At 64.2% G+C, this 12,953-nt stretch carries 13 protein-coding genes; 2 read left to right on the top strand and 11 right to left on the bottom strand.

Going from position 1 to position 12,953, the window contains the following annotated elements:
* Positions 1–120: 120 nt before the first annotated feature.
* Genes AC3WLX_RS23080 through AC3WLX_RS23050 form a run of 7 tightly spaced genes read right to left on the bottom strand, consistent with a single transcriptional unit; the run spans position 121 to position 8,446 of the window.
* A complete protein-coding gene (locus AC3WLX_RS23080) occupies positions 121–1,146 on the bottom strand; it encodes a peptidylprolyl isomerase (RefSeq protein ID WP_492337712.1) in 1,026 nt (341 codons plus the stop codon).
* Positions 1,143–1,736, bottom strand: coding sequence for a hypothetical protein (locus AC3WLX_RS23075; protein ID WP_291630560.1), 594 nt, complete (start codon positions 1,734–1,736; stop codon positions 1,143–1,145). Before AC3WLX_RS23075 ends, AC3WLX_RS23080 begins: the two co-directional genes overlap by 4 nt.
* 2 nt (positions 1,737–1,738) lie before the next feature.
* Positions 1,739–3,541, bottom strand: a complete 1,803-nt coding sequence (locus AC3WLX_RS23070; RefSeq protein ID WP_492337711.1) for a putative porin — start codon at positions 3,539–3,541, stop codon at positions 1,739–1,741.
* A 41-nt stretch (positions 3,542–3,582) separates the two neighbouring features.
* On the bottom strand, positions 3,583–4,299 hold the full coding sequence (locus AC3WLX_RS23065; protein WP_492337710.1) for an energy transducer TonB family protein: 717 nt from the start codon (positions 4,297–4,299) through the stop codon (positions 3,583–3,585).
* Positions 4,300–4,308: 9 nt separating this feature from the next.
* Complete coding sequence (locus tag AC3WLX_RS23060; protein ID WP_492337709.1) at positions 4,309–4,713, bottom strand: ExbD/TolR family protein; 405 nt, start codon at positions 4,711–4,713, stop codon at positions 4,309–4,311.
* Between the two features lie 4 nt (positions 4,714–4,717).
* On the bottom strand, positions 4,718–6,649 hold the full coding sequence (locus AC3WLX_RS23055; RefSeq protein ID WP_492337708.1) for a DUF2341 domain-containing protein: 1,932 nt from the start codon (positions 6,647–6,649) through the stop codon (positions 4,718–4,720).
* A complete protein-coding gene (locus AC3WLX_RS23050) occupies positions 6,650–8,446 on the bottom strand; it encodes a ShlB/FhaC/HecB family hemolysin secretion/activation protein (RefSeq protein WP_492337707.1) in 1,797 nt (598 codons plus the stop codon).
* Positions 8,447–8,755: 309 nt separating this feature from the next.
* On the opposite strand from AC3WLX_RS23050, the gene AC3WLX_RS23045 reads away from it, so the two are divergent.
* Both AC3WLX_RS23045 and AC3WLX_RS23040 read left to right on the top strand, forming a co-directional pair.
* Entirely contained in the window at positions 8,756–9,415 is a 660-nt protein-coding gene (locus AC3WLX_RS23045; protein ID WP_492337706.1) for an RNA polymerase sigma factor, read from the top strand.
* Positions 9,312–9,629, top strand: coding sequence for a FecR/PupR family sigma factor regulator (locus AC3WLX_RS23040; RefSeq protein ID WP_492337705.1), 318 nt, complete (start codon positions 9,312–9,314; stop codon positions 9,627–9,629). The genes AC3WLX_RS23045 and AC3WLX_RS23040 overlap by 104 nt, the downstream gene beginning before the upstream one ends.
* Positions 9,630–9,687: 58 nt before the next feature.
* Here the strand turns inward: AC3WLX_RS23040 and AC3WLX_RS23035 are convergent, their stop codons facing one another.
* From AC3WLX_RS23035 to AC3WLX_RS23020, 4 genes are all read right to left on the bottom strand, one after another.
* Positions 9,688–10,476: a lytic transglycosylase domain-containing protein gene (locus AC3WLX_RS23035; RefSeq protein WP_291627187.1), complete on the bottom strand. Its 789-nt coding sequence runs from the start codon at positions 10,474–10,476 to the stop codon at positions 9,688–9,690.
* 38 nt (positions 10,477–10,514) lie between these two features.
* A complete protein-coding gene (locus AC3WLX_RS23030) occupies positions 10,515–10,934 on the bottom strand; it encodes a hypothetical protein (protein WP_492337704.1) in 420 nt (139 codons plus the stop codon).
* Positions 10,935–11,094: 160 nt separating this feature from the next.
* Positions 11,095–12,303 carry a polysaccharide biosynthesis/export family protein gene (locus AC3WLX_RS23025; RefSeq protein WP_492337703.1) on the bottom strand — a complete coding sequence of 403 codons (1,209 nt, stop codon included), beginning with the start codon at positions 12,301–12,303 and terminating at the stop codon, positions 11,095–11,097.
* 298 nt (positions 12,304–12,601) lie between these two features.
* Positions 12,602–12,814 carry a hypothetical protein gene (locus AC3WLX_RS23020; RefSeq protein WP_291627181.1) on the bottom strand — a complete coding sequence of 71 codons (213 nt, stop codon included), beginning with the start codon at positions 12,812–12,814 and terminating at the stop codon, positions 12,602–12,604.
* Between the last annotated feature and the right edge of the window lie 139 nt (positions 12,815–12,953).

The following is a 12,953-nucleotide window of genomic DNA, read 5'->3' as shown; positions in this document are numbered from 1 at the left end:
TCGCGATCCCGATAACACGCGCATTGTACCATAATTATGATATTTTTACTGTTAGTTCACCATTGATGACGGCTACACCGATGAGCTCCGGCGACGTCGTCGCAATGTCACACCAGCCGTTCAGCGTGACGGCGCTGCGTCGGGCCTGGGTTCGAGCAGGCGCGACAACGCGATCTCGTTCACGACGGGCGGGGTCTGCTTCAGCAGCTCCGCCACATAGGCACGGCGGTTCGCCTCGACGCGCTCGGCCCGCATGCGCTGCACCAGGGCATCCCTCACGTCGGCGAGCGGCCGCGTATGCGAGGCCTCGGTGTCGACCAGTTTGATAACGTGCCAGCCGTCCTCGAGCCGGATGGGATCGCCGATCCCGGATTTGGGCAGGCCCGTGACCTGCGCGCGTATTTCGGTGCGCAGATCGGGCTCGGCAACCCAGCCGATCTCCCCTTCCCGTCCTGCGGTTGCCGCATCCTCCGACGAGGCACGCGCGATCGCCCCGAATTCCGCGCCGGGTTGCTTCACCTTGCGCATGATGTCGTCGAGCTTCCGCCGCGCGGCATCTTCCGCCGCCTTGTCGGCATCCTTCGCGAGATTGACCACGATCTGGGCCAGCCGGAAGCGGCGCGGGACCAGGAACGCGCTGGCGTTGGCTTCATAGACGTTCTTGATCTCGGCCTCGCTCGGATATTGGTCGCCCACGGCCGTGACCGACTGCAGATAGGTTTCGACGATGAGACTGTCACGGGCACGCGCAAGCTGTGTCACCACGCTCGGCTGCTGGTCCCACTTCTTCGCCGTCGCTTCCTTCAGCACCAGCCGATTGGCCAGGAGCGCGCGCACGGTCTGATTGAGCAGCGCCGGATCGCGCGCCATCGCCGCCTGCTGGCGGACGTCCAGCATCTGGATCGTGGTACGGACCTCCTCGGCAGAGACATCGCTGTCGCCGACGCGGGCGATGACCTCGCCGCCCTTCGCCGCAGCGTTGTCCTGCGCCGCCGGCTGTGTCGGCTGGGCAAGAGCCGGCGCCGGCGCCGTGCGCTGCGCGGCGGGCGGCGGGTTGCGGGTTTGTGTCTGCGCCTGCGCCATCGGAAGGGACGAAACGGTCGCCAAGAGCGCGGCGGTAAGCAACATGGAGTTGGAGATGGTCATGGCTTGGCCTTCTGCTCGATGATCTTGTCGCGAAAATCCTGCGCAGCGTTCTGATGCTCGACGCGCTGCAGCCCGAACACGGGATCGTGGTCGAGCACCTTCTCCAGCGGATCCATCCGCTCATATTGCTTGACGACGTCGTCGGCGATCCTGACCAGTCGGACGTTCTTGGCCTCGCAGGCCTTGGCGCTCGCCTTCCAGGTCGTCGCCTCGCCCTCGAATTTGGCGCGCTCGGCATCCTTGGTGCGGGCAACTGTGGCCGCCTCACCATAGGCCGCCTTCCACTTCTCCAGCGAATCGTCACGCTCGGCAATGCGCTCGTTGAAGTCCTTCACGGCCTGGCGATAGGCTTGCTCGGCCTCCTTGACCTGGGCACGATAGGCCTCATTCTGCTTGCGCAGGCGATCGCGCTCCTGTTCGGCCGCGGTCAGCTTGGCCTGCACCGCGGCGCGCTGGTCCTCGGCGGCACGCGCCTGCGCCGTGGCGCTACGCAGCGCCTCGCGCAGACGATCGGATTCCTGATCGGCTTGGGCGGCGCTGGAGATCACCAATGCCAACGCAGCTGCAGCCGACAAACGCAAAGCCCGCATGATCAGAACCTCGCGTTGAGATCGAGCTGGACGATGTCCACGGCGTAGGGCAGGCCCGCGATGTTGTTGGCGCTCATCCAGCGCACCGACGCCCAGATGTTCTCGCCGAGGCCGACATTGCCGCCGATGAAATAGCCCTTGAGGTTGGTGCCGCCGAGTCCGAAGTCGGAATCGACGAAAGCATCCACCATGGCGTCGGATTCCAGATATTTGTAACCGACATGCGCATTCCAATCCCAGAGATGCTTGATCTGCTTGTTGCCCACCGTCAGGCGTGCGAGCCATCCCTGGTTGCCGCCGTTATAGGGGCCGGGATCACCGTTGCCGGTCGGCCCGAAGTTGTTCACGGCTACTGCGGCCACGGCCGATCGATTGAAGGCAGTGTTCCACACGTATTCCGCGTCCAGGACGACGTGGATTGGATAGAATTGCGCAAAGTCGAGTTGGGCGCTTGCGACGACTGGACGGAAATCGCTGGCCAAGCCGTAGTATTGATAGTTCAGGGTAGTGACGGGCGAGATGAGCGTCGGAATGTCGCGCAGTCTCATGTAGGTATTGCCCTTCTGCGCAAATGGCGGCCGCAACAGATCCGTGTTGCAGGAGTCGCTCGCAGTAGCGACAAGACATGTGCTGGAGAGCTTGCCTTGCGCGTTGGTGAAGTCGTAGTAGGCGACCGCCATCGTCAGGGTTGTTTCGGGATCGAACCTCGCGGCGAAGCCGCCCTGCGCTCCAAATAGCCATTTGTCGCGGCTTGGCGACTTGATCGGGCCGGAAAGGTCAACCGTATTCAGGCCGGCGTTCAGATCCGTATTGAAGACCGGAAAGGCGCCGCCCGCAAAAAATGGCGTGAGACCTTCGGCGATTTCCTGCCTGGCCTGGACAGCCAGGCCGTCGAAGCCGAGGTCTCTGTACCAAACGAGATCGGTCGGCGACCAGAACGGGTTGTCGAAGCGGCCCACCGATGCCGCGAAGTCCTGCGTCGGTTGATATTTGACGAAGGCGCGGTCGAGCCAAAGGGCATACTTCGAGAAATTGCCTCCGTTTCCGCCGAAGGTCTGGTTCAAAGAGACAGGCGAACTGCTCTCACCTGTCGCGATCCTGAGCCCCGCGGTAAAACCGTCGAACAGATTGACGTCAGCGCCGAGCCGCGCCCGAAAGCGGAAACGATTGCGGTCTTGGCTGGTGTTGTACGTCGGGGGAAAATACGGATTGACCGCGTTCGCGTTGTCTTCGAGGAACGGGCTCCCGGTGTTGGTCGCATTGAAGTTCTGAAGCGGGCCGTTTCCCGGAGGGAAGAAGTCTCCCTCGTAACGTGCGCGAATGTCTCCGTAGAACTTGATCCGCTGCGCCCATTCCGGATAGAGGCCCGGCGAGGCCCAGCCCTCCTTGTGCGCGCGGTCCATCACTTCGGCCCGGATCTCCTCGCGCAGCTGCTTGCGGACGATCTCGGGGACGTAGGTCACGCGCTTGGTGCCGGGGGGCGAGACGGCGTCCGCCGCACCGGTCGCCTTCTTCTCGGCGCTGTCGGCCTTGGCCGCTGCATCGCGCGTCGCCTGGCGGGCGACATAGGCTTCGTCATCGGCCTGCTTGATCAGGGCGGCCGCCTGTTCCTCGCTGAGCGTGCCCTGCTTCACCAGGAGATTGATCAGGTTGACGGTGGCGTTCGAGGACGGCGCTGCGGCGCGCGAGACCGTGGGGCGCTTGCCTTGCGCCACACTGTCGTCCTGCGCCGCAGCGGGGGCTGCGCAGGCGACCAGCACCAGGGCCGTCGTCGCCACCTCTCGCGTTCTCAGTTCACGCCACATGACGTCACCTCTTCTCTCAACTCACTCGACTTCACCAGAACTCATCCCGCCCGGCTGCGCGCCGTGATGCGGGTGATGATCGGCATCGGCATATCCCTCGGCGGCGGCTCTCGCATGCGCATGCCGCCGATCACCTGATCGCGGATCGTCGCATCGAGCGCACCATCTCCCGTCGAGGGCGAAAGCTGAACCCGGCTGACCTTGCCCGAACTGTCGAGCCAGACGCGGATCACCGCCTGCATCGAGGCGTAGCGGGTCTTCTCGTTGGCCTGGAGCGCGGCTTCCATCTGCGACTGCACGATGCTCGCGTACCAGCCGAAGCGGCTGTTGCCGCCGCCACCCCCGCCGCGTCCCTTGCCCTGCGCCAGGCCTCCGCCGCCGGGCCCGTTGCCGAGACCGAGGTCCGGCGGCCCCGGAGTCGGATCCGGTCCGGCATCGGGCGGCGCGTCTTTGGGAATGTCGACCTGCTTCTCCTCGACGACATCCTTGATGGGCGTCTGCTCCATCACTTTCTGTTCGGGCTGCTGTTCCGGCTGCTGCTCGGGCGGCGGCGGTGGTGGCGGCGGCGGAGGCGGCGGTGGAAGCACCATCGTCACCTGAAGCTCGTTGACCTTGCGCGGCGGGTCCTTGTCGCCGCTCATCACCATGACGACGATGCCGACGGTCAGCGCAATCACGACCAGAGCCGAACCGCCGAGCAGCAGATAGCGCCGCCATGCCGGACCGTCGTCCTCGTTGCTGTCGTCGTCCCACGCCATCATCCCGTCTCATCGCGCCGACGGCTTGGTCGCCATGCCGACCTGATTGAAATTCAGGCGCCCGAGCAGGTCGAGCACGTCGACGACGTTCTGATAAGGCGTCTGGCTGTCACCCCGCACGACGATGGGAAACTCCGGTGTCAGCGCACGCTGCTGCACCAGGCGCTGCTCCAGCTCGGGCAGAGTCACCGGGATGGTGTCGAGGAACAGCTTGCCGTCGCTGGCGACCGTGATCGCCTTGGTGGTCTGCTGCGCCAGCGACGGCGCCGCGCTCGCCTTCGGCAGGTTCGCCTTCATGCCCTGCACGGTCGCCGTGGTCATGATGATGAAGATCACCAGCAGCACGTAGGCGAGATCGAGCATCGGGGTGATGTTGATGTCGTCGTACGGCTTGCTATCGGACTGGACTTGCATCGGTCTACTCCGCCGCCTGCTTCACCGGCTCGTCCGGAATGTCGTAAGATTCCGCGATCCGCGTGATGAACTCGTCGACGAAGACCTGCATCTCGCTCGAGGCGTCCTTGATGCGGATCGTCAGATAATTGTAGGCGAACAGCGCGGGGATCGCGACGCCGAGGCCGGCGACGGTCGCCACCAGCGCCGCCGCGATGCCGGGCGCGATGGCGTTGACGTTGACGTCACCCGAGGCCGCGATCGCCGCGAAGGTGATCATGACGCCGACGACTGTGCCGAGCAGGCCGAGGAACGGGCCGCCCGAGATCGCGATGGTCAGCATCACCATCAGCCGGTTGAGGCGCTGGCTCTCCCTCACGAAGCCGCTGTCGAGCACGGCGCGGATCGACTGGATCGCCTGGGGCGACAGCCGGCGATAACCGCCTCCCGCAAAGCGCCGCCGAATCTCCTGTGCGCCGGCCGCGAACAGCCGGTAGAGCGGCGAGGCATGGACCGCCCTGCGCTGCTTCTTGCCGAGCTCGCCTCCGAAGGCCGGATCGTTCTCCTGGGCATCCAGCTGGAGCAGGCCGCCGATATCGGTCGAGCTCTCTCGGAAGTGCTTGAGGAAGATGGCGTTGCCGGCCGCGATGCGGTTCAGATACGAGACGCGATCCACCATGACGTACCAGCTGACGAATGCCATGATCGCGAGCAGGCCGATGACGATCCAGCCGTCGAGCGTCACCGCGCGCAGGAGCACGCCGAAATAGCCGCCGCTGAACCAGCCCGCATTCTCCTCGTCCACACTGAAAGCGATCAGCTTGGCCTGGTCGGGACCCTGCCCGATCGCGCCGAGCTTGATGAAGCCGGCCGGACGCGCGACCTTGGCAATCTGGAATTCGTCGATGTCGCCGGCAAAGCCCACGGCGGTGCCGGTCGATACGGCAGCAGGGGGAGTTGCATCGGCGGCAGGGGCGGCCGCATCCGCAGGGGGGGCAACTGCAGATGCGGCACGACCGAGTTGCGCCGAGCCCGTCATGGTGGGCAGACCGGCGGCGAGCGTCGCGGCCTGATTGCCGTCGACGTAGAGGGTGATCTGGCCGCCCTTCGCGGTGAAGGCGATCTGGTGCCAGGTGCCGGCCGCGATCGCCGCGCCGCCGGCACTGCGCTGGACGTTGCCGCCGTTCGCGACTTCCACGAAGGCAACGCCGTTGTCCAGCCCGACCGTGAGCCCGTTCGCGCCCTCGCTGCGTGAGAAGACAACGGCTCCGGGTTGCGGTGCGGTCATCTTGAACCAGAGCGACCAGGTAAGTTCGCCGTTCTCGGCGACAACCAGCGAGGGCGAGCCAGGCAGCATGAGCGCGGTCTGCCCATCGAGGCGGGCTCCCTGCCCGATGATGGCACCGTCCGCGGCGGGGACCGCATTCTGCGCAGCGTTCGCCCAAGCCGTGATGTCCTGCGCCGGCGTCGAGCGATCGTTGAAATGATAGACCAGCAGCGTGTCGGGATCGTAGGTGCCCTTTGCGTCGACGGCAGCAGGAGCCTTCTGGTTGCCGTAATAGAGCCAGATGTCGTTTTTGGCGCCCGGCTTCAGGTCGGGGACGCCGACCCAAACCAATGCCTCGCCGAGCAGCGAGTCGTATTTCTCGACATGGTGCTTGAGGGGCGTCTTGTCGTCGGCGGCTACGAAGCGCAGATCGCCGCCGTCCTCCTTCGCTGCGCCGAAGCGGAAATTGCCCACGTGAAGACGGACCAGCACCTGAGCCGGGCCGATCGCATCGCTGATCCCGGCACCGGAGGGACCGGTGTCGACCGTGATCTTCTTGCGCAGCGTCCACTGCTCGTTCCACCACGCCGACGCCGAACTCGGCCACAGCGCTGCAAGAAGGAGCAGCGCGAGCATCAGCGGTGCGCTCAGGCGAAATCGGGGACGTGATGCGAAGCGAGAGAGCGACATCTAGAATTCTCCCCAGAGCCGAAAGCCGAACCGTGGATGATTGGCGACCGTGACCTGCTGGTTGGTCAGCGGCACGCCGACGAATACGATGCTGTTGAAGTAGCGAAGTGTCTTCATCCGCATTCCGACGCCGTAGCTCGCAAGATCGAAGTGCGATTGCTGGTCGACGAGGGGCTCGTGGATACGCGCGTGACCGGCGTCGGCGAACGCGAAGAAGCGCCAGTCGTCGACGGCGTTGAACTTGATGGGATCGCCGATCGGATTCGGCAGGTTTTGTGCCATGTATGGCGCGAGGTTCGGGCTGCGGATTTCGACCGTTCCTGCAACGCCGTAGTCGCCGAGCACCTCGGACTCCAGATATCCACGCACCGTGTCCTGTCCGCCCAGGCTCAGCTGTTCGCTGGACACCAGCGGCTGATCGGCGGCCTGGCCCTGCAGCTTCGCGTATAGCTGGAAGCCTTCGGCCAGTTCCTGGGTGTGGGATATGTCGGCATGCAGGTGCGCGAAGCTGGCCGTCGCCTTGTAGCGCTTGGCGTCGAACTCTTGCGGGCTGCTGCCGACGCCTCGCAAGCCTGTCGTGACCACGGCATTGAGCTGCGTCAGCCGTCCCTCGGCCTGCCAGCTTGCGCCGTAGCTCGCGACGAGCGGCGCGTAAGTCACAGGGGAGTCGAACGCGTCGGTGCCGAGCCGCAACGTTTGCTGAAACTCTTTGTAGTCGACGCCGAGCGACAAGGTGTGGAAGAGTTCGCCCTTGCCCGGCAAGGTCAGCACCGCGCGACCGCCGACCACCTGACCCGGACCGACGACGTTCGCACCTCCGACGGTTGCAACCGAGCTCTCCGACTTCAGGCCGTAGACGAGCACGCTGAGCCAATCGATTTCCGTCCGGGCCAGATACGAGCCGGAGATCACCATCGCGTCCTTCGGATTGAGCGGTGCCCACTGGAAGGTCCACGTCATGGAGTGGCCGAGCTGCCATAGATTGTCGTAACGGAGCGATACGCTGGATCGCAGCGCCGTGGTGCTCGGACTCTGCCGGTTGTTGATCTCGGCACTGCCGTGCAACGGAAACGTGTCCTCGACGTTGAGATCCACGTCGATTGTTCCGGGCGTTACACCGGCCCGCAGCGCCGGGGTCACACGGCGGTCCGGCCACCGGTTGAGCGCAACGATGTCCTTCGTGACCGCCTGGAAGTTCGGCAGGGTTCCTTCCTTGAGCGAAGGCGCGCTGCCCTTGATGTTGGCGAGATCGAAATAGCGTGATCCTTTGACACGCAACCGCCCAACGCGATTTTCGGCGACCTTGAGCACGACGAAGCCGCGCTGCGCATCCTGCTCCGGGACCGAGACGGCGACGGTCTGGAGGCCCTTGTCGTGATAAGCCTTCTCGACGGCCGCGCGGGCCTTCTCGACCTCGTCCGCGGACTTGTTGGGACCTAGAAAGGGGTAGACAGCCGCCTCGATTTCGATCTGCGGCAAACTATCCGCTCCCTCGACGCGATATTCGTCGATATCGAAGCGCGCTTGCGGCTCAGCGGGCTTCGGGGCGACGCCATCCTTCCCGGCATCGCGTTTCTTCGATGCATCGTGACCGGGTTTTGCACCTGCAGGCGCGGCGGCAGCCTGCTTGGCGCCTGGACCAGCGGCAGTCGTCTCGGATTTCGCCGCGGCCGCCTTCGTCGTGCAAATCGCGCAGATGATCAAACCGCAGAAGATCCGGCGCCACGCACCAGCGGCGCCGGCCCTGATATCGCGCGGCAGCCACGGTGCACGACGATGCACACCGTTATGATACATACCCCGCGAATTCACCTGCGCCTCGATATCATTCTTGCACTGCGTCCCGCTCGTACACGGTTCGCCAGCATTGTTCGGACGGCCCGGACCGACCGAAACGCACGGTCTGGATGGCCTTATCCGCTAGACGTTGCATCGCGCGCAGCAACGAAAATTTTTTCGTGGCCCGCTCATTACCGCCGTGATGATTTCGTGCAACATAACTCAACTAACAAATCGAGATTGGTATTCACTAACGTTTCGTCACATTGTCGTTGTGCGGTCTAACTACCGTCCCGCCGTCAAGATAAGACTGAGTGGGGGCGTAACATGACCATCGACAGCATCAGCAGCCTGCGGACACTTCTGCTCGCTGAGTACGTGGACTTCGATCGGCGGTTGACGCGGCGGCTCGGCTCGCCGGACCTCGCTTCGGAAGCGCTCAACGAAACCTATCTGCGCCTGGAAAGGATGCGCGAGCTCGGCCAAGTGCGCAGCCCGAAGGCGTATCTGTTCCGCATCGCGCTCAACATTGCCGCTGACCGCCGCCGCGCCGAGAAGCGCCGCCTCACCTCCGGCGAGGTCGATGCCCTGCTCGACATTCCCGACGACCGACCCGACGCCGCGCGCGTGATCGAGGATCGATCCGAGATCAACTTGCTCAAGCGCGCAATCGCCGAGTTGCCGGAGCGCCGCAGGCGCGTGCTGATGCTTTCGCGTATCGAGGGCATGCCGAACCGCGAGATCGCTGCCCTGCTCGGCGTGACGGTCCGCACCGTCGAAACCGACCTCAAACAGGCCGTCGAACACTGCGCCGATCGCCTCAAACGTCCCACCCGAGTCAACTTCGGTTTTCAGCGTCCAGCTTCGTCATACGTACAGAGATATGTCGATCGCGAGCATCCGCTCACGGCCGGCGGGTGCGGGAAAGCGCTGGATCGTGACGAAGCGAAGCCAACAGGTCGATCACTTAGATCCCTTAACTCGTGAAGCCCTGTCCTTCATCCTGCGGCTCAAGTCGGGTGAGGCAACGGTCGCCGATGCCGAGCAACTGATCGACTGGCGCGGCCGAAGCCCCGCGCACGAACATGCGTTCCGCGATGCCGTGAAATGTTGGCGCGCCATCGGTCAAGCGCTCGCGAGCGGTCGGGCAAGGCCGGCGGCCCGGCGGCGGCGCGCCTCGGCCCCGAAGCCCCGCTCCTGAGCCAGCCGGTCGATCGGCCCCCGTCAATGTCGCCGGAATCAACCCGGATCAGCCTCAGTCATGGCCTGCGTTCGACCGCGCCTTGCAGGCGCGTGTTCAGTGACGTGAAGTCGATCGCTCCGCCGGCCGTCCGTACGCGACCGCCAGTGCCCCGGCTGCCTGCCGGGCGGCCGAACGTCGGCTGCGGGACCGAGCCGGTCACGGGAATTCCGTTCGCAGTCAGGTGCGAGCGGACTCGCGTGCAATATTCCACGGACAGATGAGAGAATCGCGTTTCGCCGTGGCCGGCCCGGTATTTCATGGCGGCGGTGCAGAGATCTCCGTTGGCACGGCGCCAGGCGCCGGCGAGATAGCGCACCCCATAATGCACGTTGACCTCGGGCGTCGCCAGTTCGGCGGGCGTGCCGGCAAAGCCCATCATGCGAGCCGTGGGCAACATCACCTGCATCAGGCCGACCTCGCCATCCAAACCGACGACGCGCGGATTGTAGCGGCTCTCCACCGCCATCACGGCGTCGACCAGGGCCGGCGGCAGGCCGAAGGCAAGCGACTCACGCTCGATCAACGAGCGGTACTCGGCGCGGCCGGCGCGCCAATCACGGCCGAACATCGCGCCGGTGCGATAAGCGGACACGAAGAGCAGCGGATTGGCCGGCGGAAAATCCGCTGCAGTGAGCGGCCGGGGCGCGAAACGTTCGAGCTCCAGCGGCGCCACCTCGTCATCGCCACTCGCGACTTCGGCGACCGCATCGGCCTTGATGCTTCCGTCAATCGCGACATCCTCCTCGCAACGCGCCTGCTCCGGCAACAACACCAGACAGACGGCGGCGAGCAGCGGTAGAAGCAACCGCCTGCGGTCGCAAGCTTGTCCGTGACGTGCTGACATCAGCGCCGCGGCAGAACGTTGGTGGGAATGCTCGGGGGACGGTACGGAATGGCCGAGCGGCCGTAGTTCGAGCCGTATTGCTGACGGACAGCGGCTTCGTTCACATTGCCGACACGCACGTCCGGCGAGCGCGCATCGATGGGTGGCAAGTTGAGCGACGGGTTCACCTTGTCCACTTCGCGCCTGAGCTTCTGATTGAGACACCCGAAGGCGCCTTCGTTCCCGATCTGCACGTCAAGACAGCGCTCGAAGCTGGGCCCGGGCTGACCGCCTATGATCGTGCCCTGCCGCGGCGGTGGGATCGGGTCGAGCGGCCCCGGTCCGGGCGACTGCGCGGCGCCGGACCCCGCCATCGCAAACAGGCCAGCAGCAAGGGCCTGTCCGGCCAACCATCCACGTCGGTGCGAAGCCCGGCTCATGCCGCTCTCCCCTGCTCGCCGGCACATCGACTGGCCCGGCCGAAGGCGCCTCGTAACATCATCGGTCGACGAATGATGCCGGCTGATGTGATGAGTAACATCTACAAGCGGGGCGTCAAGCGGCCAGACGTGAATCGAGGTCGGCGGCACGTTCCAAACGTCATGGACCGGTGGTCGTGATCGTCGTCGTCGATGTCGTCGATCCCGGATTGCGGATGGTGTTGACGAGCGTCACGCCGCTCTGCGCCGTCACGAGGGTCGTGTTGATGAAGTAGAGAACCTTGGTCACGTCGACCTGAGGCGCGTTGGCGGCATAGATCACGTCGAACGGACGCATCGTCATTTTCGTCGCAATGAAGTAGCCAGCCGGATCCTGAAAATTGACGTTGAAGACAATCGGGACGGAGTCGCCGTCGAACTTCGAGCAATCGATGCCCAGCCGCTCCGCGACATCCCGCGGCTCGCGGCGATAGAGGAAGACGGAAGCCGGATCGGCTTGGAGGTCGAGCAGCCCGCGAGCCTTTGCGACCGCCTGTGTCAGGTTGATCCGCCAGGCGTCGAAATTGAACTCCCCCTGCTGACCGGTTGCGCCAAACGCGATGAACTTCATGGGCTCGCGATACAGATAGATGCGATCACCCGGCTGCACGAAGACGTTGCTGTTCGGGAAATGAACGAGATTGCCGAACGGGACCGTAGCCCGCTTGCCATTGCGCTCCAACACGACCCAGGTTTCCCACCCGGCACCGCTTATGCCACCGGCACGCGTGATCGCGTCGGTGATGCGGTCCTGCGCGCCGGCCGACGGCATCGGGAAGCGTACCGGCGTCCTCACCTCGCCGAAAACGCTGACGAGCGAGGAGCGCTGCTGACTCGAGGTCACGACGACCTGCGGGTCGATCGCGCGCTTCTTGATCTGGGCCAGGATATCCTCCTGCACCTGCACGTTGGTGCGGCCTGCTGCGCGAATGCGGCCGGCATAGGGCACCGTGATGTTTCCGTCGTTGTCGACGGCCTGATCAGGCAAATTCACGAAATTGCCGGGGCGTACGCCGGCCTCCAGCGGCACGTAAAGACCGCCGGCCGACGCCTCGAAGATGGTGACGCTGATGATATCCCCGATGCCGAACTTGATACTCGAGGGAGGCCGGGAGTCGGCGATGACACCCGCCAGTCCGTTGGGCTCGTATTTCTCGAGCAGCTGCACGACATCCGGATTGAGCTGCACCGTTGCGAACGGAAGACTCGTGGTGTTCTCGTTCCTCACGTCGAGACTGGCCGGTCCCGACATCGGTATGAAGCCGCAACCACCCAGTCCAACCGAGGCGATCACGCCATATGCGATCGACACAATCTTCCAAAACCGCATGACTATTTGCTTCACACCAAGCTGATGTTGGCCCGGACGGACCTTCAAGACGCCGCTGCACTTCGGGATGCGATGGATCGTCCTGCTTCATAGACGGCTCGCGGCGTGCATCAGCGAAAACGAGGTCTCCGGCCATGCTGTGCACGAGGCACGCGGCCGGCTGTGGACCAAAGGTCCCCGGAAACAATCTCGACAGCAGCGGGCGACGTCTCCGCCTGAACCAGCCGACACAAGGGCGACGATTGAATTGGGCTTACGATACGGATCTCGCCACCCGCGGGCGGCTAACGCGATCGTTTCAGGTCGATTTCAACAGATCGCGGAGCCGTGCGATCTCGATCTGGGTCTCGGAGACCATGCGCATCAGCAGTGCGTTTTCGTGCTCGAGGTTCTTGATGCGGCGCAGGCGGCCACTTTCGTCTTGCCGCAAGCCGAGATCGTAGATCTTGGCATTCGTCTTGTTCAGCGCGGACTCCGAGCAGATCTGCTCCAGCGGATGTGTCGCACGCATTTCAGCCCCCAAAACACAAAATCAGAAAGGAAACGTACGGACTTCGCAGGTCAGCAGCCCTCTGCCCTAACGCGTCGTTACGGATTGTTTAGGTAAGTTTCTTATCGTTGCTGTGACCGATATTTGAATAGGGTGTCAG

This window comes from Bradyrhizobium sp. FW305-F6, assembly GCF_058782905.1.
Note: the sequence above shows the minus strand (reverse complement) of the source record. Positions and strands in the feature narration are given on the sequence as shown.